Annotated in this window: 12 protein-coding genes, 1 tRNA gene and 2 rRNA genes; all 15 read left to right on the forward strand. The window is 63.1% G+C overall.

Annotation, left to right across the window (positions count from 1 at the left end):
- The first annotated feature begins 278 nt into the window (after nt 1-278).
- Nucleotides 279-1,469 carry an ABC transporter substrate-binding protein gene (locus CORGL_RS03075; RefSeq protein ID WP_013708460.1) on the forward strand — a complete coding sequence of 397 codons (1,191 nt, stop codon included), beginning with the start codon at nt 279-281 and terminating at the stop codon, nt 1,467-1,469.
- A gap of 108 nt (nt 1,470-1,577) precedes the next feature.
- Nucleotides 1,578-2,459: a branched-chain amino acid ABC transporter permease gene (locus CORGL_RS03080; protein WP_013708461.1), complete on the forward strand. Its 882-nt coding sequence runs from the start codon at nt 1,578-1,580 to the stop codon at nt 2,457-2,459.
- A gap of 9 nt (nt 2,460-2,468) precedes the next feature.
- The gene (locus CORGL_RS03085) at nt 2,469-3,542 is read left to right on the forward strand and encodes a branched-chain amino acid ABC transporter permease (RefSeq protein WP_013708462.1); all 1,074 of its coding nucleotides are present in this window, start codon (nt 2,469-2,471) and stop codon (nt 3,540-3,542) included.
- A gap of 22 nt (nt 3,543-3,564) precedes the next feature.
- A complete protein-coding gene (locus CORGL_RS03090) occupies nt 3,565-4,401 on the forward strand; it encodes an ABC transporter ATP-binding protein (RefSeq protein WP_245526960.1) in 837 nt (278 codons plus the stop codon).
- Nucleotides 4,395-5,096: an ABC transporter ATP-binding protein gene (locus CORGL_RS03095; RefSeq protein ID WP_013708464.1), complete on the forward strand. Its 702-nt coding sequence runs from the start codon at nt 4,395-4,397 to the stop codon at nt 5,094-5,096. Before CORGL_RS03090 ends, CORGL_RS03095 begins: the two co-directional genes overlap by 7 nt.
- A gap of 260 nt (nt 5,097-5,356) precedes the next feature.
- Nucleotides 5,357-8,680, forward strand: coding sequence for a single-stranded-DNA-specific exonuclease RecJ (gene recJ / locus CORGL_RS03100; RefSeq protein WP_013708466.1), 3,324 nt, complete (start codon nt 5,357-5,359; stop codon nt 8,678-8,680).
- Nucleotides 8,681-8,691: 11 nt separating this feature from the next.
- Entirely contained in the window at nt 8,692-11,046 is a 2,355-nt protein-coding gene (locus tag CORGL_RS03105) for a RelA/SpoT family protein (protein ID WP_013708467.1), read from the forward strand.
- Between the two features lies 1 nt (nt 11,047).
- Nucleotides 11,048-11,725, forward strand: coding sequence for an MBL fold metallo-hydrolase (locus CORGL_RS03110; protein ID WP_013708468.1), 678 nt, complete (start codon nt 11,048-11,050; stop codon nt 11,723-11,725).
- 105 nt (nt 11,726-11,830) lie between these two features.
- Complete coding sequence (gene fba / locus CORGL_RS03115) at nt 11,831-12,697, forward strand: class II fructose-1,6-bisphosphate aldolase (protein WP_013708469.1); 867 nt, start codon at nt 11,831-11,833, stop codon at nt 12,695-12,697.
- Between the two features lie 119 nt (nt 12,698-12,816).
- Nucleotides 12,817-12,902 (forward strand) — tRNA-Leu (locus CORGL_RS03120).
- Nucleotides 12,903-13,176: 274 nt separating this feature from the next.
- Complete coding sequence (gene infC, locus CORGL_RS03125) at nt 13,177-13,779, forward strand: translation initiation factor IF-3 (protein ID WP_041738558.1); 603 nt, start codon at nt 13,177-13,179, stop codon at nt 13,777-13,779.
- A gap of 29 nt (nt 13,780-13,808) precedes the next feature.
- Nucleotides 13,809-14,000, forward strand: coding sequence for a 50S ribosomal protein L35 (gene rpmI / locus CORGL_RS03130; protein ID WP_013708471.1), 192 nt, complete (start codon nt 13,809-13,811; stop codon nt 13,998-14,000).
- A 47-nt stretch (nt 14,001-14,047) separates the two neighbouring features.
- The gene (rplT, locus tag CORGL_RS03135; RefSeq protein ID WP_013708472.1) at nt 14,048-14,407 is read left to right on the forward strand and encodes a 50S ribosomal protein L20; all 360 of its coding nucleotides are present in this window, start codon (nt 14,048-14,050) and stop codon (nt 14,405-14,407) included.
- Between the two features lie 596 nt (nt 14,408-15,003).
- Nucleotides 15,004-16,510: ribosomal RNA gene (locus CORGL_RS03140) — 16S ribosomal RNA — on the forward strand.
- Between the two features lie 413 nt (nt 16,511-16,923).
- Nucleotides 16,924-19,914, forward strand: a 23S ribosomal RNA gene (locus CORGL_RS03145).
- The 16S and 23S rRNA genes sit together here, the layout of an rRNA operon.
- The last annotated feature ends 83 nt before the right edge of the window (nt 19,915-19,997 follow it).

Below are 19,997 nucleotides of genomic sequence, written 5' to 3' on the forward strand. Positions count from 1 at the left end.
CGGTTGATCTTTTTGCGGCAGATCCACCTCCGCGCTGTCTCGCCTTCGAGCGGGAAGGGTTCCGCGCCATCTCAGTGGACCTGCGGTTTGCGTAACAGAGATTTAACATGCTGCAGACATCGGCGCTAAATGGGATACCGTCAGGTCAACCATATCAGACGAGATCGAATCGCGTTGTGTTGGCGCTGCAACCGGTGAAGGCGCGGGACGAACCTGTGCGCTTCGCGCTTCGAGAGGGTAATCTAGGTCAAACCGAGATGAAGTGAGAGGGGAGCCGCATGCCATGTCAAGGTGACAGCCGATTCGGTCCGACAATCGATCGGAGGGTTTTCGCGGGACTTTTCGGTCTGTCAGCCGCAGCAGCTCTCGTCGGCTGCTCGGGCAACGACCCATCCGGCCACTCCACCGATACGGATGGGCGTGCGTTCAAGATCGGGGTCATCGGTCCACTCACCGGCGATAGCGCCTCGTATGGGATCTCTGTTGCGAGGGGCGCGAAGCTCGCCGCACGAGATTTCCAAGATGATGAGCGCACCTACGAGATCAGAGCAGAGGACGACATCGCGGACTCGGAGACATCGGTCAACGCGTTCAACGCTCTTTACGATTGGGGGATGCAGGCGCTCGTCGGTCCCACCACGACCGGTGCGGCGCTGGCCGTCTCCTCGGAGGCCTATGAGGCGCGCATCTTCATGCTCACTCCGTCAGCGACCTCAGAAGAGGTCACATCCGGCAAGGACAACGTATACCAGGTCTGCTTCACCGATCCCGCTCAGGGCAAGAACTCCGCGCTCTTCATCTCGAATCACTTCCCGGGCGAGAAGATCGCGGTATTCTATAGAAACGATGACTCCTATTCGCAAGGCATCGCGACCGCCTTTCTCGAGCAGGCGAAGGTCTCGGGGCTCGATATCGTCAAGAGCGAGCTGACGTTCACCGAGGACACACAAAGCGACTTCAAGGTTCAGCTGACCTCTGCGCGAAGCTCGGGCGCGACGATGATCTTCGCTCCGATCTATTACACACCGGCTTCCGTGCTGCTGACTCAGGCGCACGAGATGGGCTTTTCCGTCAGGGTCTTCGGTGTGGACGGCATGGATGGCATCCTGTCCGTCGAGAACTTCGATGCCCGTCTCGCTGAAGGCGTCTGCCTGCTCACACCGTTCTCGGCCGACGATGCGCGAAGCGCCGAGTTCGTGAACGCTTTTCGCAAGGAGTTCGACGCCGTCCCCGATCAGTTCGCCGCCGATGCCTATGATGCGGTCCACGCCATTCATGAGGCGCTGGCGCATGCAGACATCGATGCGGACGCATCCGCCGAAGACGTGTGCGACAGTCTGCGCGTGGCGATGACCGAGATCGAGGTCGATGGTCTGACCGGCAAGCTCACTTGGAAGAGCAGCGGACAGGTCTCCAAGGAGCCGACCGCCTATGTCGTGAGAGACGGTGCCTATGTCGCGGTCGAGTAGGCTCGCATCGCGCGCCGTGTTCAGGAAATCTACCGAGGTGGCGCATGCTGCTCGCTTGGCGATGATCGTCAGCTCGGGCGCGCGGCGCTCAGAGAGGAGGTGCGGCGCGTGAGCGCGTTCAGCCAATATCTGCTCGGCGGCATCAGCTTGGGCAGCGTCTACGCGATCATCGCTTTGGGCTATACGATGGTCTACGGCATCGCCAAGATGCTCAACTTCGCTCACGGCGATATCATCATGGTCGGTGCCTATGTCTCGTTCTCCGCAACAACCTATCTGGGTGCGCCCGGGTGGGTGTCCTATTTGATGGCGATCGCGCTCTGCGCGGTTCTGGGCATGCTCATCGAGGGATTGGCGTACCGCCCGCTGCGGCACGCCGCCCCGCTCGCCGTGCTCATCACCGCTATCGGCGTCTCTTATTTCCTTCAGAATTCCGCGCAGCTCATCTGGGGTGCGGCTCCGAAGCACTTCACATCGCTCGCGAGCGTTCCCGTTCTGACCCACCTCACCGGCCTGCCGATCAGCGAGGTGTCGCTCATAACCGTTTTCACCTGCGTTGCGATCATGATCGGCCTCATGTGGTTCATCTCTCGAACGCGGACGGGCAAGGCCATGCGGGCATGCTCTCAGGATGCCCAGGCGGCCCAGCTCATGGGAATCAATGTGAATCGCACCATCTCGACCACGTTCGCCATCGGCTCGGCGCTGGCTGCGATCGCCGGCGTGCTGCTGTGCTCCTATTCACCGGTGCTGCAGCCGACGACGGGCTCCATGCCCGGCATCAAAGCGTTCACGGCGGCCGTGTTCGGGGGCATCGGCTCTCTGCCGGGTGCATTCATCGGCGGCATCCTGCTCGGTGTCGTCGAGGCTCTGGCAAAGGCGTATCTCTCGAGCAGCCTCGCGAACTCAATCGTATTCGGTGTGCTGATCATCGTGTTGCTCGTGAGGCCCGCCGGACTGCTCGGTCGCCGCGTTCCGGAAAAGGTCTAGGTGGGAGCTGTGCGATTTCTCAACAACAGGCGCACGGCGTCTGATCTTCTCACCTACGCGATAGTCGTGGTCGCGTTCGCGCTCACGACCGCGGCTCAGGCCGCGCACATGGTTCCGCGTTCCCTTGCCGGCCAGCTCGTACCTATCAGCTGCTACATCGTCATGGCGGTCTCGCTCAACCTCGTCGTCGGCATCTCGGGTGAGCTGTCCCTGGGTCACGCGGGCTTCATGAGCATCGGCGCCTTCACGGGCATCATGTGCGCCGCCGGACTTGCCCGGGCCATACCGGCACCTGAGATTCGTCTCGCACTGGCCATGGTCGTCGGTGCCGGTTTCGCCTGTATCGCCGGATTTCTCATCGGAATCCCCGTCATGCGCCTTCGTGGAGACTATCTGGCAATCGTCACGCTCGCCTTCGGTGAGATCATCAAGGAGCTCATCAACTGCCTTCTCGTCGGCGTCGATTCAGACGGCGTACACGTTCTGATCAACGTCTCGGGGACCCTCGGTGTCAGAGATCTGCATCTGGCCGCAGGCGGTCAAGCGATCATCAAGGGCGCCCAGGGTGCTTCGGGAACCGAAAAGATCGCGACGTTCGCAGCCGGTTTCGTTCTCGTCATGGTCGCGCTCGTCGTCATCCAGAACCTCGTTCGCAGTCGCACGGGTCGCGCTATCATGGCCGTGCGAGACAATCGCATCGCCGCGCAGAGCGTCGGCATCTCGGTGACGAAGTACCGCATGATCGCCTTCGTGGTCGCAGCGGCGCTCGCCGGGGCCTCCGGAGCGCTGTTCGGCTGCAACTTCACTCAGCTGTCCGCCTCGAAGTTCGGCTTCAACACCTCGATTCTGGTATTGGTCTTCGTGGTGCTCGGAGGGTTGGGCAGCATGCGCGGCTCCATGGCAGCCGCCGTGGTTCTGACCGTTCTGCCTGAGGCGCTGCGCGAGTTTTCCAGCTATCGCATGCTCGCCTACGCCGTGGTGCTCATCGCGGTCATGATCATCAGGAACAGCGATCGCGTTCGCTGGGCCGTCGCTCGGCTGAAGCACAGGGTCGCGCGCACCCGGGCGGTGCGCCATGTCTAGATTTCACTGCGACATGAACAAGATGGCACCCGATCTCGGTCGTCCCGTTGTCTCTGCGTGCGATCCGACGTCCGCGGCGGCGCTCGAATGCATTCACCTCGGGATCGATTTCGGTGGACTCAGCGCTGTAGAGGACTTCACGCTCAGCGTCGGCGCGACACGCATCACCGGTCTCATCGGCCCCAACGGCGCGGGAAAGACCACGGTGTTCAATCTGCTCACGGGGGTCTACCAGCCCACGCGCGGCACGATCCTTCTGAACGGAGCGGATACGCGCGGCAGAAGCGTCGCGCAGATCAACCGCATGGGCATCGCGCGCACGTTTCAGAACATCCGCCTCTTCGACACGATGAGCGTCGAGGAGAACGTCATGGTGGGCCTGCACAACGAGCAGCGCTATGGCGCGGTGTCCGGTGTTCTCAGACTGCCTTCGTTTTGGATGCGCGAGCGCGCCGCGGCCGCGCGCGCCCGCGAGCTGCTCTCGATCTTCGATATGGAGACTCTTGCCGGCCGTACCGCCGGTTCGCTGCCCTACGGATTCCAGCGCCGCCTCGAGATCGTCCGGGCGATCGCGACCGGTCCGAGTCTGCTTCTGCTCGATGAGCCCGCAGCGGGCATGAATCCATCTGAGACGACCGAGCTGATGGAGAGCATCGCCAAGATACGGGACGCATTCGGTATAGCGATCATGCTCATTGAACACGACATGAATCTTGTGATGAACATCTGCGAGGTCATATGCGTGCTGAACTTCGGCCGCATCATCGCGACGGGCACGCCTGAGCAGATCCAGAGCAACGATGAGGTCATCGAGGCGTATCTCGGTGGATGCGGAAAGGAATCTGCGCAGCCATGTTGAGCGTCTACAACATCAACGTGTGGTACGGGGCGATCCACGCGATCAAGGGCATCTCGTTTTCGGTCGGTGAGGGCGAGATCGTAGCGCTTATCGGGGCGAATGGCGCCGGCAAGTCAACGACGCTCAGGACCCTGTCCGGGCTCATGCGCTCCATGACCGGTTCCATCGAGTTTCTCGGTGCGGACATCATGCACGCGCCGCCTGAGACGATCGTGCGCCGTGGACTCGTGCAGGTCCCGGAGGGACGACGCGTATTTCTTGAGATGACCGTCGAGGAAAACCTCGAGATGGGCGCCTTCACCCGTCCCAGAAGCTCGATCGCCTCCGGCCTCGAGCGCGTCTTCTTCCATTTCCCGCGGCTCAAGGAGCGCCGCCACCAGATGGCGGGCACGCTCTCCGGTGGCGAGCAGCAGATGGTTGCGATGGGGCGCGCGCTCATGGCGGACCCGAGGCTTCTCGCCCTCGATGAGCCCTCGATGGGGCTCGCGCCCATTTTCATCCAGCAGATCTTCGATATCATCGGCGAGCTCAACCGAGCTGGCACCACGGTGCTTCTCGTCGAGCAGAACGCGCGCATGGCGCTTTCGATCGCGACGCGCGGCTATGTGATCGAGACCGGCAGGGTCACGGTTTCGGGTACCGGCTCCGAGCTCATGAACAACGATGACGTGCGCAGGGCATATCTCGGCGGCTGATGACGACGGTCTCTCTCGGCGAGCGCGCCGAGATATCGGTCTCGCGGCGAGAGGCGCAGGTGTTTGACGCGAACGTGATGGGCGAAGCCTCGTCATCTGCGTGAGACGGGTTCGCGTATAATGGCTCTGGATACGAAATCAGCCCGCCGAAGCGGGCCAATGCGAGGACTCGACTATGAAGCTCTTATCCTTCGCACCTGAGGGCCGTCTCGGCTATCAGGTGCTGATCGGTCCCGACTCATCTCAAAAGGGGGCCGCCCATGGCATCGCTTGAGGGATGCAGGCGCTGGACAATGGTTTCCGGCGATCGCCGATCCGCCGGACTGCTTGCTGAGGAGCTGGGAGTCGCCCCGCTCGTCGCCAGAATCATGGTCGCACGCGGTATCAGCTCGGTGCGCGCCGCGAAGCGCTTTCTCGAGCCCTCGCTCGATCGTGACTGGGGCGATCCCCTCGCGATCCCGGGCATGGCGGATGCGTCGATGCGCCTCGCCCGAGCGATCGAGGAGCATGAGTCCATTGCGATATTCGGCGATTTCGACGTCGACGGCATCACATCGACCTGTCTGCTCACCGAGGGCCTGCGCGCGCTCGGTGCGCGCGTCCAACCGTTCATCCCCAACCGTTTCGGCGAGGGCTACGGCATCACCGAGACCGCGCTCGAGCGCGTGATCCGAGCGTGCGCGCCCAGCCTGATCGTCACCGTTGACAACGGCATCGCCGCCGGAGCGGAGGTGGACTACCTCTGCGAGCGCGGCATCGATCTGGTCGTGACCGATCACCATGAGCCGGGTGAGTCGGTGCCCCAGGGGGTGCCCGTGGTCGATCCCAAGCTCGAAGCGAGCGGCTGCTCGCATGAGCTTGCGGGGGCGGGCGTCGCTCTCAAACTCGTGCAGGCCCTCGGCGACAGATCGGGTGCTCCCGACCTGTGGCGAGGGCTCACCGATCTCGCCGCGCTCGGGACCGTATCGGATATGATGGAGCTCACGCCCGAGAATCGCGCTCTCGTCGCCGACGGGATCGCCCGCGTGCGCGACTCGTCGCGACCAGCCTTCAGCGCGCTCGCGTCGCTGGCCGGAGTCGATCTGAGCGCCATGACGGCCGAGGCGCTCTCCTTCTCCTTGATCCCGCGCCTGAATGCAGCGGGTCGCCTCGCCGATCCCGCGCTCGCGCTCGATCTCCTGCTCGAGTGGGATCCCGTCGAGGCGGGTCGGCGCGCCGCTGAGCTGGAGAAGATCAACACCCGCCGCCGTGAACTCGAGGCGGAGCTCGCTGAGGACGCCCTCGCCCTGGTGGGACGGGCCTCCTGTATCGGCCGCGTCATCGTCGCGGGCAAGGAGGGCTGGCACGAAGGCGTGAAGGGCATCGTGGCGAGTCGGCTCGTCAACCGTTTCCATGTTCCCGTCGTGCTCTTCTCGATCGAGGGTGGCATCGCACGCGGATCGGGGCGCTCAGTCGGTTCCGTGAACCTGTTCGATGCGATGAGTCGCTGCGCGGATCTGCTGATCCGGTTCGGCGGCCATGCGGGTGCCGTCGGCGCCACCCTGGATGCCGCCCGACTGCCCGACCTTCGCGAGCGTCTCGCGGAGATTCTCGATGAGCTGCCAGCTGAGGCCTTTGAGGATCGAGCTGAGATCGCGACGGAGGTTGCTCTCTCCGAACTCGATGTCAAGACGGTGGCGCAGATATCGGTGCTCGAGCCGTTCGGTCGCGGCAACGCGGCGCCTCTGCTCGCGGCGCGCGGAGTCACGATGATCGATCGAGCCGGAGTCGGCAGGAGCGCGGATCACATGCGTTTCCGGGCGACCGACGGGATCGCGACGGTGCCGGCCATCATGTTCAGGGCTCCGGACGTGCAGGAGCTGTGCGCATGTGAGAGCGCCGTCGACCTCGTGTTTCAGGCGATCGCCGAGCGGTGGCGCGGTCAGGTCAAGACCAAGTTGCTCGTAAAGGATATCCTGGTGCGCTCACCCGCGCCGATTCGGTCGAGCGCACCGACCGCGGAGCCGCGCTCGCCGCTCGTCGTCGAAACGGGTGAGTCGGTCGCGCCTCGCGCAGACGCTGAGGAGGCGTCCGCGCGGCGGGCGCGATTCGCAGCGCTGACGCAGGAGGAGCTCACGACCGCCTTGCTTCAGGCGTTCATCGGCGACGGCCGGCTCCACCGAGCGCAGCGCGAAGCGCTCGATGCGCTGTCGCAGGCGCAGAGCTGTCTTGCGATCATGGGCACCGGCCGCGGCAAGTCGCTTGTATTCCAGGTGCATGCCGTCAGGGAGGCGCTGCGCCGCGGTCGCGCGAGCGTGTTGGTCTATCCGCTGCGGGCGCTCGTGGCAGACCAGGCCTTCCATCTCGTCGGGGCATGCGAGTCGTTCGGTCTCACCGTCGGAGTCCTCACCGGTGAGACCGATTCCTCTGCTCGTGAGAGCGCGTTTGACGCATTGGCCTCCGGCGGACTCGATATCGTCTTGACCACGCCGGAGTTTTTCACCATCCATGCAGAGCGCTTCGCGGCCTCAGGGCGGATCGGTTTCGTCGTCATCGATGAGGCGCATCACGCCGGTCTCGCGAAGTCGGGGCAGCGCAGCGCCTATCTCGATATGCCAAGGGCTCTCGATCAGATGGACGCGCCGACCGTTCTGGCGACGACTGCGACGGCTGATGCCGACGTGAGTTCCGAGATCTGCTCGCTGCTGCACATCGAGCGCGTCGTCGTCGATGAGTCGGTCCGCGCCAACCTGCGGCTCGAGGACGGACGCGACCTGGCATGCCGAGAGGATCGCCTCGTCTCGATCGTCGCTCGCGGCGAGAAGTGCGTGGTCTATGTGAACTCACGTGATCGCTCCGTCGCCTTGACGCGCATGTTGCGCAAGCGCGTTCCGGACATCGCTGTCGCCATCGCGTACTACAACGCCGGTCTCTCGCGTCTTGATCGCTGCCGCGTCGAGGACGCCTTTCGCGAGGGAACGCTCGTCTGCATCGTCTCGACTTCCGCATTCGGCGAGGGCGTCAATCTGCCCGACATCCGCCATGTCGTCTTGTATCACATGCCGTTCAGCGCCGTGGAGTTCAATCAGATGAGCGGACGAGCCGGTCGCGATGGGGAGACGGCCTGCATCCATCTGCTGTATACGCGCCGCGACGCGCGCATAAACGAGAACCTGCTCGATGCCGCAGCGCCCCCTCGAGAAGAGCTCGCGGTGCTGTATCGGGCGCTTCAGACGTTGCGACAGAGCGGCCGGGGGGGAGCCGACGGGGTCAGCGTTCGCGCGCCTGACGGGGAGATCGCGCAGATGTGCCATGCCATTCGGTCAACATGCCGCATCGATGAACGCAGCGTCGACGCGGGCATCTCCATCTTCGAGGAGCTCGGTCTTCTGCGCGTCATCGGATTCGACGAGCATCGCGCCATCGAGATGGGCTCGGCGTCCGTGCGCGTCGAACTCACGCGCTCGATTCTCTATCTCGAGGGTCTTCATGCGCGGCTGGCGTTCTCCTCATTCATGAAATGGGCGCTCGATGCGCCGTCACGTGATATGCTGGCTCGAATGAATCGCCCGATCACCCCTCGGGCGGAACATGCGATCGGATAGGGAGGGGCACTATGGATGCGAAGACACGCGCCGAGCATGATGCGTCGCTGCAACCCTTCTCGGAGATGATGAATTACACGCGCGCGGATGATCTGCCGCCCGAGATCATAGCAGACAACTGCGAGAAGCTAATTCAGCTCTGTCGAAGGTATATGAGCGTCGAGGACAGCGATCTCGTGGAGCGCGCCTACTGCTTCGCCGCCGAGCGGCATGAGAACCAGAAGCGCCGTTCGGGCGAGCTGTATATCAACCATCCCGTCGAAGTCGCCATAATCTTAGCGGAGCTCAAGATGGACTGCGACGTTTTGTGCGCGGCGCTGCTGCACGACACGGTCGAGGACACGCAGACCTCGCTCGATGAGGTCGCGAGTCTGTTCGGCTCGACCGTATCCGAGCTCGTCGACGGGGTGACCAAGCTTACGAATATCGAGGTCGGCTCAATGGATGAGAAGCAGGCGCTCAATCTGCGCAAGATGTTTCTCGCCATGAGTCGCGACATCCGCGTGATCATCGTGAAGCTCGCTGATCGCCTGCACAACATGCGCACGCTGGCCGCTCTGAGCGAGGATCGGCGTCTGTTCAAGGCGCGCGAGACCATGGATGTCTACGCGCCCCTCGCCGATCGGCTCGGTATGTCCTCGATCAAATGGGAACTCGAGGACCTGTCGTTCTTCTATCTCGATCCTGAGGCCTACCAGCGCATCTCTCGGATGGTCGCGGAGTCACGCGAGGTGCGGGAGCGCTTTCTCAGCGAGACGATAAAGACGCTTACCGACGAGCTCAAGAAGATGGGGATGGGCGATTATCAAATCAGCGGTCGCTCGAAGCACTACTGGTCCATCCATCAGAAGATGAGACGCAAGGGCAAGGAGTTCTCCGAGATATACGATCTCGTCGCGCTCCGGGTCATCGCGCCCTCCATGAATGATTGCTATCTCACGCTCGGTGCGATCCACTCGCTGTGGCATCCGATGCCCGGCCGCTTCAAGGATTACGTCGCCACGCCGAAGCTCAATAACTACCGCTCGCTCCACACCACCGTCATCGGCCCCACGGCGCGTCCGCTTGAGATTCAGATCCGCACCGCCGAGATGCACGAGCAGGCGGAATACGGCATCGCCGCGCACTGGCTCTACAAGAAGTCGGGAGGTTGCGCCTCTCTCAAATCGAAGGAGGCGCAGCGGCAAGACGAGCAGATAAACACCCTCAGGCATTCGCTCGACTGGGCGGCCTCCGACGACATCGAGGACGCCAAGGAGTTCCTGCGCACCCTCAAGGCCGACCTGTTTGATCAGGAGATCTTCGTCTTCACGCCAAAAGCCGAGGTCATGAGCCTGCGCGCCGGTGCCACACCGCTCGATTTCGCCTACGCCGTCCACACCGAGGTGGGCAATCACTGCGTAGGCGCAAAGATCAACGGAGCCGTGGCGCCGCTCACGCATCGGCTCTCGATGGGCGAGCGCGTCGAGATACTCACGAACAAGTCGGCCAAGCCCTCACGGGATTGGCTGGCGATCGTCAACACCCCCTCTGCGAAGTCGAAGATCCGACGTTACTTCGCGATGGCCACCAAAGACGACGACGCGGCTTCGGGCAGGGATATCCTGGCGCGTGATCTGCGACGTCGAGGCTATGGCATATCCACGGCACGATCGACTCGAGCGCTCACGCAGATCGCCGAACAGCTCAAGTACAAGCAGCTTGCAGACCTGTTCGCGGCGATCGGCGCAGGAAAGCTCGCTGCGCGCTCGGTCGGCAACAAGGTGGAGCGCCTGCTCGATCCCAAACCGCTCGGCGAGAAGACGGCCTCGGGAGGGGCCTTGAGCACTCCCGCGCCCTCCCGCGGGTCCCGGCGTTCCCCTCAGCAGGAGCAACATAGAAGCTGCGGGGTTCGCATGAAGGGTTCCGATAGCGGCGACATCCTCATTCATCTGGCGCATTGCTGCAACCCCGTCGCCGGAGACGATATCGTGGGATTCATCACGCACGGCAGGGGCGTCTCCGTGCACCGTGCGAGCTGCCCGAATGTGAAGGGTCTGATGGAGCACGCCGAGCGTATGACGGCAGTGGAGTGGGACTGCGCGGCCGATGCGCTGTTCCGCGTGGAAGTCGTCGTCGAATGTCTCGATCGCATGGGTCTGCTGAAGGACGTCACCATCGCCATCGGCGACGCGGGAGGCAACATCTTGTCTGCTTCCACATCGACGACCAGAGAAGGGATAGCCGTGCTCCGCTATTTGGTGGAGATTTCTGACGCGAGTGGCCTCGACCCTCTGTTTGCGGCGATCACACGGGTAGAAAGCGTATACGATGCTCGCCGGATCATGCCCGGAGAAGGCGGCGAGCAGATGAAACGGAGGAGTTAGCATGGAGCTCGATACCGATCCGAAAGGCAGCATCCAAATTGAGACTGTGGTGAACGGTCCCATCGAGACGAACACGTATTTCGTGATCTCGGGCGCTGAGGCGGTGGTCATCGATCCGGCTTGGGATGGCGCGAAGCTCACCCGTGATTTCGAGAAGGGCTACCCGGGCGTCACGATTCGCGCGATCATCTCGACGCATGGTCATGCCGATCACGTGGGCGGTGTGGCCGCGATGCGCAAGGAGCTGGGGGCTGACGTGGCGTTTCTGATATCGGCCGCCGATGCCGCGTTGATAGGGACTGCCATCAAGAGCATGAAGGAGCGCTGGGGCGTGACCGTGGAGGATCCCGGTGAGCCCTCTCGTCTGCTCGCCGAGGGCGACACCATAGAGTTCGGTGACGCGGTCCTCCAAGTGATCGAGACACCCGGTCACACGCCCGGCGGCATCGTTTTGTTCACGGCGACCGATCAGGGCGATATCGCTTTCGTCGGCGACACGCTGTTTCCGAGCAGCCACGGTCGCACGGATCTCGAGGGGGGCGACGAGTGCGCGATGCTGCACTCGCTGACGAAGCTCGCCCGGCTGCTGCCTGCCGACACCCACTGTCTGGTCGGACACGGTCGCAGTACAACGATGGCCGAGGAACTCGAGTTCAACCCGTTCATGTCAGCCTCCTGATCCGTCTGAAGCCGCCTTCGCCCCTTGCCGCCCCGGCAGCGGAAAACATCGGTGCGTGGTATGCTGGATGAGTTATGGGTGCAACCTTATCATGGGAGGTTTTCTATGCTCGTCAATGCAACGGACATGCTCAAGAAGGCTGAGGAGGGCCATTTCGGACTCGGTGCCTTCAACACGAACAACCTGGAGTGGACCATCTCCATCTTGACGGCGGCGCAGCAGGCGAAATCACCGTTGATCATCCAGTGCACCTCCGGTGCGGCAAAATGGATGTCGAGCTTCAAGGTCTGCCGGGATATGGTCGTCGATGTGATGGAGACGCTCGATATCACCGTGCCGGTCGCTCTGCATCTTGATCACGGCACCTATGAGAACTGCTTCAAATGCATCGAAGCGGGCTTCACTTCGGTCATGTATGACGGCAGCCACGAAAAAGACTTTCAGGTCAACCTCGATCGCACGGCCGAGATCGTGAAGATAGCCCATGCCAAGGGCATCTCGGTCGAGGCTGAGGTCGGCGGCATCGGCGGCACCGAGGATGGCGTCACCGGAATGGGCGAGATCGCCGATCCGCAGCGCTGCGCTCAGATCGCCGTGCTGGGAGTCGATTTCCTCGCCTGCGGCATCGGCAACATCCATGGACTGTATCCGGCCAACTGGCAGGGTCTGTCGTTTGACACGCTCGCGGCTATAAAAAAGAAGGTCGGCGATCTGCCGCTCGTGCTTCATGGCGGCACCGGCATCCCGGTCGACCAGGTCAAGCGCGCCATCACGATGGGCGTGGCCAAGATCAATGTCAATACCGATCTGCAGGTTGAGTTCGCTCGTGCCACCCGGGGCTATATCGAGGCGGGAGATGATCTGCGAGAGAAGGGCTTCGACCCCAGAAAGCTTCTCAAGCCCGGTCGCGATGCGATAGTCGAGCGCACCAAGGAGCTCATGGGCGAGTTCGGCTCTGTGGGCAAGGCGTAACGGCATCGGCGGATCGTACGTCATGCGCGCAGCCCGCATCCGTTTGAAACGGATGCGGGCTGCATCCGGACTCGTGGCGAGCTTCGATCTGTGCTACTATGGTCCGGCGCGGAAATGCGGCCCGAGTGGCGGAACGGCAGACGCAGGGGACTCAAAATCCTCCGATGGCGACATCGTGTGAGTTCAAATCTCACCTCGGGCACCATGCGCGCAGAGTCCCGATCGACTCACCCGCGCGTCTCACCCGCGCGTCTCACCCGCGCAATTGACCCTCTGGTGCGCATATCCGTGATGAACGCATGAATTCACAGATGTTGTGCTATGATGCATCCGCATCGCTCATGCGAGGCAATCGAAGCGAGATCCGTGCGGTCTCCACCTTTCGGCGCTATCGGGCAGCTGGCTGGTTTCACAATTGAGGATCGAGGGCGGGCCGTATGCCTCGCCTTCGAGGATCTGTGAGAACCTGGACGCCGCTCATGGCCCCGGGTTTTTTTATTGGCCATCAAAAGGAGGTAAGGAAAATAGCTAAGTCTGACGACACGCGCATCAATGAGGACATCACGGCGACGACATGTCGGCTGATCGGCGTCGACGGATCCCAGCTCGGGGTCTTCGGCATCCGCGACGCTCAGCGCATCGCTGATGAACAGGGCCTCGATCTGGTCGAGATCGCTCCCAACGCGGAGCCCCCGGTCTGCCGGGTCATGGATTACGGCAAGTTCAAGTATCAGCAGGCTATGAAAGCCAAGGCCGCCCGCAAGAACCAGTCCAGGGTCGAGGTCAAGGAGATGAAGTTTCGTCCCAAGATCGACGTCGGCGATTTCGAGACGAAGAAGGGCCATGTCCTGAGGTTTCTCAAAAAGGGCGCCCGCGTGAAGATCACCATCATGTTCCGAGGCCGCGAGATGGCCCATCCCGAGCAGGGCCTGAACGTGCTGGAGAGACTCGCCAAGGATCTTGAAAGCTGCGCTGTGGTCGAGTCCGCACCCAAGCTCGAGGGCCGAAACATGCTCATGGTCCTTGCTCCCATCAAGGGCGCGTTTGACGAGGAGCAGGCCGAGGCAGGCGGCAACGAGTAACGTTTCGCAACCGATAAGGAGTAATGATCATGCCCAAGATGAAGTCCCATAGCGGAACCAAGAAGCGCTTCCGTCTCACCGGCACCGGAAAGATCATGCGTGCCAAGGCGTTCAAGAGCCACCTCACAGGCAAAAAGAGCCAGAACCGCAAACGCGGGTATCGGCAGGAGACAGAGGTTTCCCCTGCTGACCGCAAAGTCATAAAGGCTCGTCTGGCCTAGGCGACGCTTCCCGATCGTTCCAATCACCGAGTAGGAGTTGATGAGATATGGCACGTGTCAAACGCGCAGTTTCTGCCAAGAAGAAGCGCCGGACCGTAATGAGTCGCGCGAAGGGCTACTACGGTGCGGCCTCGCGCACATACAAGCACGCCAAGGAGCAGGTTCAGCATTCGCTCCAGTACCAGTACCGCGATCGGCGCACCAAGAAGCGCGACATCCGCAGTCTGTGGATCACACGCATCAACGCGGCGGCGCGCATGGACGACCTGTCGTACTCGCAGTTCATGCACGGGCTCAAGCTCGCTGGCATCGAGCTCGATCGCAAGGTCCTGGCTCAGATGGCCTATGAGGACCCGGAGTCCTTCAGTGAGCTCACCGGCATCGCGAAGAAGGCGCTCGAGGTTTAGAGCAGCTTTCGAATCAGCGGGATCTGCATGCGACAGGGCGCCGAGGGCGCCCTGTTTCATATTGAGCGACCCATCGCAGCGGTTTAAGCGCACCGATGCGCCCTTTGGGGGATTTATTTTTTTGTAAAATGAAATTGACGCTTGAAAACGGTGCGCGATGGCTTATTATAAGCAGCCGCTGGAGTTCACGAAGAGATTCGATCGCGTTTCAGAAGATTCAGATGACGCGTATGTCCCTCGATGTGAACGACATGAGTTGAAAGATTCTTCTTGACTCAGGTCGCGCGCTCCAGTAGAGTATTACGTTGCCGCGTGGCCCCGAGCTTGACGCGAGGGAGACCGCGGCGGGTACCCTGAGAACCGGATACTGCGAGGTGGGACACGGCGAGATGCCGGTCCCGCCAGGACAGACAGACCATTTTGTTCAAATGTTATGAACTGTGAGAAGATCTTTGCGAGCCGCCCCACGGGGCGGCCCCGCAACGATTCCTTTCCAGGGACTGATGAGACTTTACGAGATGGATCCGATCAGCGAGAACTCATCGCTGGCCGGTCGGGCGCCTCGCCGAATCGCGGCCCCCTCGGGGGCCGCTCATTGGACGGAGAGTTCGATCCTGGCTCAGGATGAACGCTGGCGGCGCGCCTAACACATGCAAGTCGAACGGCACCCGCCCTCGGGCGGAAGCGAGTGGCGAACGGCTGAGTAACACGTGACCAACCTGCCCTGCGCTCCGGAATAGCCGCGGGAAACCGCGGGTAATACCGGATGCGCCGGACCGCCGCATGGCGGCCCGGCGAAAGCTCCGGCGGCGCGGGATGGGGTCGCGGCCCATCAGGTAGACGGCGGGGCGAGGGCCCACCGTGCCGACGACGGGTAGCCGGGTTGAGAGACCGAACGGCCAGATTGGGACTGAGACACGGCCCAGACTCCTACGGGAGGCAGCAGTGGGGAATCTTGCGCAATGGGGGGAACCCTGACGCAGCGACGCCGCGTGCGGGAGGAAGGCCTTCGGGTCGCAGACCGCTTTCAGCAGGGAAGAGATCAGACGGTACCTGCAGAAGAAGCCCCGGCTAACTACGTGCCAGCAGCCGCGGTAATACGTAGGGGGCAAGCGTTATCCGGATTCATTGGGCGTAAAGCGCGCGTAGGCGGCCAGGCAGGCCGGGCGTCAAATCCGGGGGCTCAACCCCCGCTCGCGCCCGGAACCGCCCGGCTCGGGTCCGGTATGGGAGGGTGGAATTCCCGGTGTAGCGGTGGAATGCGCAGATATCGGGAGGAACACCGGTGGCGAAGGCGGCCCTCTGGGCCGGTACCGACGCTGAGGCGCGAAAGCTGGGGGAGCGAACAGGATTAGATACCCTGGTAGTCCCAGCCGTAAACGATGGACGCTAGGTGTGGGGGGACGATCCCCCCGTGCCGCAGCCAACGCATTAAGCGTCCCGCCTGGGGAGTACGGCCGCAAGGCTAAAACTCAAAGGAATTGACGGGGGCCCGCACAAGCAGCGGAGCATGTGGCTTAATTCGAAGCGACGCGAAGAACCTTACCAGGGCTTGACATGCAGCTGAAGCCGGGGAGACCCGGTGGCCGGAAGGAGGCTGCGCAGGTGGTGCATGGCTGTCGTCAGCTCGTGTCGTGAGATGTTGGGTTAAGTCCCGCAACGAGCGCAACCCCCGCCGCATGTTGCCATCAGGTAATGCTGGGAACCCATGCGGGACCGCCGGCGTCAAGCCGGAGGAAGGCGGGGACGACGTCAAGTCATCATGCCCCTTATGCCCTGGGCTGCACACGTGCTACAATGGCCGGTACAGCGGGATGCGATGGCGCGAGCCGGAGCGGATCCCACAAAGCCGGCCCCAGTTCGGATCGGGGGCTGCAACCCGCCCCCGTGAAGTCGGAGTTGCTAGTAATCGCGGATCAGCATGCCGCGGTGAATGCGTTCCCGGGCCTTGTACACACCGCCCGTCACACCACCCGAGTCGTCTGCACCCGAAGCCGCGGGCCCGACCAGCGATGGGGGGACGCGTCGAAGGTGTGGAGGGCGAGGGGGGTGAAGTCGTAACAAGGTAGCCGTACCGGAAGGTGCGGCTGGATCACCTCCTTTCTAGGGAGAGACCTCGAACTAGAAGACAGATACTCGATACTCAGGACCGTTTCTCGGCGCAGCGCGCCCGGCCGGTTCTGTCCTGGCAGCATCCTCGCGGTGTCCGGTCCCCGGGGGTCGACCCCGCGCACCCTGAGAGCCGCATAGCACGAGAAGGGCCGATGCCCGAGAGGCATCGGACCCGATCGATTCTCCATTTTTTTGAAAAGCGAGTGGAAGATCATCTTCGACTTATGATTCATCAGGAATTGAGAGAGATCTGATCGCGCCCCCGAGAGGGGGTGCGGTATGCGACACCCGGGCGCCCCGACGAGGGGCGCCCAAGATTCGATTGAGCGGCCGGCGGGAGCCGGCCGAGAGACGAGACGAGGCGCCGATGATGGCGCGAACGTGGCCAGGGCCCGTCCGAGGGACGGGAAGATGTCACGGGCGCACGGCGGATGCCTTGGCACAGGGAGCCGACGAAGGACGCGACAAGCTGCGATAAGCCGCGGTGAGGGGCACATGCCCTGCGACCCGCGGATCTCCGAATGGGCGAACCCGCATGGAGCAGTCCATGCATCCCGGGCCCGAACACATAGGGCCCGGGAGGACAACCCGGGGAACTGAAACATCTAAGTACCCGGAGGAGAGGAAATCAATTTCGAGATCCCCCAAGTAGCGGCGAGCGAACGGGGGCCTAGGCCAAACCTGGGAGCGCCGACGGGCCGGAGGGGCCCGGCGCCCCGGGGGTTGCAGGGCCGCGCGCGGCAGGGCCTTCCGCCCTGCCCGGGGAGGCATCGAGGGGAGCCGAACGGCATGGGAAGGCCGACGGCACAGGGTTAGAGTCCCGTAGGCGCACCCTCGGATGTCCCCCGAACGCGGTCCCTGAGTAGGGCCGGGCACGTGAAACCCGGTCCGAATCTGGGTGGACCACCATCCAAGCCTGAATACTCCCCTGTGACCGATAGCGAACGAGTACCGTGAGGGAAAGGTGAAAAGCACCCCGGGAGGGGAGTGAAACAGCACCTGAAACCGTGCGCCCACAAGCAGTCGGAGCGGCCCCTTCGGGAGCCGTGACGGCGTGCCTTTTGTAGAATGAGCCAGCGAGCTGCCGGCGCGGGGCGAGGCGAAGCTTTGAAGCGAGCCGCAGCGAAAGCGAGTCCGAACAGGGCGACCGTGAAGTCCCGCGCCGCAGGCGCGAAGCCGGGTGAGCTATCCGCGGGCAGGCTGAAGCGGGGGTAAGACCCCGTGGAGGGCCGAACGCACGTCGGTTGAAAACGGCGGCGATGACCCGCGGATAGGGGTGAAAGGCCAATCAAACCCGGAGATATCTCGTTCTCCCCGAAATAGCTTTAGGGCTAGCGTCGCGCGATCGCCGCCGGAGGTAGAGCACCGGATCGGTGAGGGGGCCTCACCGCCTGCCGAGCCGAACCGAACTCCGAATGCCGGCGGCCGCGAGCGCGGCAGTCAGAGCGCGTGGGCTAAGCCGCGCGCTCGAGAGGGAAACAGCCCAGACCGCCCGCTAAGGTCCCCAATTCCCGGCTGAGTGGCAAAGGATGTGCGTCCGCGCAGACAACCAGGATGTTGGCTCAGAAGCAGCCACGCATTGAAAGAGTGCGTAACAGCTCACTGGTCGAGTGGACATGCGCCGACAATACACGGGGCTAAGCCGGGAACCGAAGCGGCGGACGGCGCCACTGACGTGGCGTCGTGGTAGGGGAGCGTCCCGAGCGGGGCGAAGCCGGCGGGCGACCGCCGGTGGACCGCCCGGGAGCGAGAATGCTGGCATGAGTAGCGAGAGACGAGAGAGAAACTCGTCCGCCGTAAACCCGAGGTTTCCTGGGCGAGGCTAATCCTCCCAGGGTCAGTCGGGGGCTAAGGCGAGGCCGGAAGGCGTAGCCGATGCGCAGCAGGCGAATATTCCTGCACCGCGCGCGCGCCGCGTGACCGACGGGGCGACGGATCGGGGTAGCTCGGCGGGGTTCTGGACGTCCCCGTGATGGAGCGCGGCCCGACGGGGAGGGAAATCCCCCCGTCATGAGGGCGAGGCTCCGGACGAAGCGACTGAGTGAAGCGAGCGAGCCCGGGTCCCGAGAAAAACCCCTAAGGAAGGCGCGCGCGCGCCCGTACCGCAAACCGACACAGGTGGGTGGGTAGAACATACCGAGGCGATCGGGTCAACCATGGTCAAGGAACTCGGCACAATGGCCCCGTAACCTAGGGAGAAGGGGTGCCGCGTCATCGTGGAGGGGCTCAGCCCCCCGAGCGAGAGGCGGCCGCAGTGAAGAGGCCCAAGCGACTGTTTACCAAAAACACAGGACTCTGCACAAGCCGAAAGGCGACGCATAGGGTCTGACGCCTGCCCGGTGCCGGAAGGTCACGCGGAGGGGTCAGCGCGCGAGCGCGAAGCCCCGAAGCCAAGCCCCGGTAAACGGCGGCCGTAACTATAACGGTCCTAAGGTAGCGAAATTCCTTGTCGGGTAAGTTCCGACCTGCACGAACGGCGCAACGACTTGGGCGCTGTCTCGACCATGGTCCCGGTGAAATTGCACTGGTCGTGAAGATGCGACCTTCCCGCGGAAGGACGGAAAGACCCCGTGAACCTTCACTGCAGCTTGGCATTGGCCGCCGAGCGCGCGCGTAGAGGATAGGTGGGAGGCATCGATGCCGGGGCGCCAGCCCCGGCGGAGCCGCCCTTGGAATACCACCCCCGCGCGCCCGGCGTCCTAACCTGCGGCCGCGATCCGGCGCAGGGACCGTGCCAGGTGGGCAGTTTGACTGGGGCGGTCGCCTCCTAAAGAGTAACGGAGGCGCGCGAAGGTCCGCTCGGGACGGTCGGCAACCGTCCTTGAGAGTGCAAGAGCGCAAGCGGGCCTGACTGCGAGACGGACACGTCGAGCAGATGCGAAAGCAGGCTCTAGTGATCCGGCGGCCCCATGTGGGCGGGCCGTCGCTCAACGGATAAAAGGTACTCCGGGGATAACAGGCTGATCTTGCCCAAGAGTCCACATCGACGGCAAGGTTTGGCACCTCGATGTCGGCTCATCGCATCCTGGGGCTGGAGCAGGTCCCAAGGGTACGGCTGTTCGCCGTTTAAAGCGGTACGCGAGCTGGGTTCAGAACGTCGTGAGACAGTTCGGTCCCTATCCTCCGCGGGCGCAGGAGAATCGAGGGAGGCTGCCCCCAGTACGAGAGGACCGGGGTGGACGGACCTCCGGTGCACGGGTTGTCGACCAACGGCATCGCCCGGTAGCCGCGTCCGGCACGGATAACCGCTGAAGGCATATAAGCGGGAAGCCGTTCCCGAGATGAGTTCTCCTTATGGTAAGGGCCCAGGCAGAACACCTGGTCGATAGGCCGCAGGTGCAAGGGGCGCGAGCCCCTCAGCCGAGCGGCACTAATCGCCCGAGCTCTTACCCGCATCCCTCACAAGGGCCCCGAGGGCGCCACGCCCGAGGGTGCCGCGATACACCATCAGATCCCGATCGGGTCTCCCTTCTCATGT

It is taken from the genome of Coriobacterium glomerans PW2 (genome assembly GCF_000195315.1).
GTDB classification, from domain to species: Bacteria; Actinomycetota; Coriobacteriia; order Coriobacteriales; family Coriobacteriaceae; genus Coriobacterium; species Coriobacterium glomerans.

Coding starts and splice junctions, on each gene's coding strand:
- rpmI (WP_013708471.1), top strand. CDS start 13,809: ATGCCCAAGATGAAGTCCCATAGCGGAACCAAGAAGCGCTTCCGTCTC.
- rplT (WP_013708472.1), top strand. CDS start 14,048: ATGGCACGTGTCAAACGCGCAGTTTCTGCCAAGAAGAAGCGCCGGACC.
- CORGL_RS03095 (WP_013708464.1), top strand. CDS start 4,395: ATGTTGAGCGTCTACAACATCAACGTGTGGTACGGGGCGATCCACGCG.
- fba (WP_013708469.1), top strand. CDS start 11,831: ATGCTCGTCAATGCAACGGACATGCTCAAGAAGGCTGAGGAGGGCCAT.
- infC (WP_041738558.1), top strand. CDS start 13,177: ATGGCCCCGGGTTTTTTTATTGGCCATCAAAAGGAGGTAAGGAAAATA.
- recJ (WP_013708466.1), top strand. CDS start 5,357: ATGGCATCGCTTGAGGGATGCAGGCGCTGGACAATGGTTTCCGGCGAT.
- CORGL_RS03090 (WP_245526960.1), top strand. CDS start 3,565: ATGGCACCCGATCTCGGTCGTCCCGTTGTCTCTGCGTGCGATCCGACG.
- CORGL_RS03105 (WP_013708467.1), top strand. CDS start 8,692: ATGGATGCGAAGACACGCGCCGAGCATGATGCGTCGCTGCAACCCTTC.
- CORGL_RS03075 (WP_013708460.1), top strand. CDS start 279: ATGCCATGTCAAGGTGACAGCCGATTCGGTCCGACAATCGATCGGAGG.
- CORGL_RS03110 (WP_013708468.1), top strand. CDS start 11,048: ATGGAGCTCGATACCGATCCGAAAGGCAGCATCCAAATTGAGACTGTG.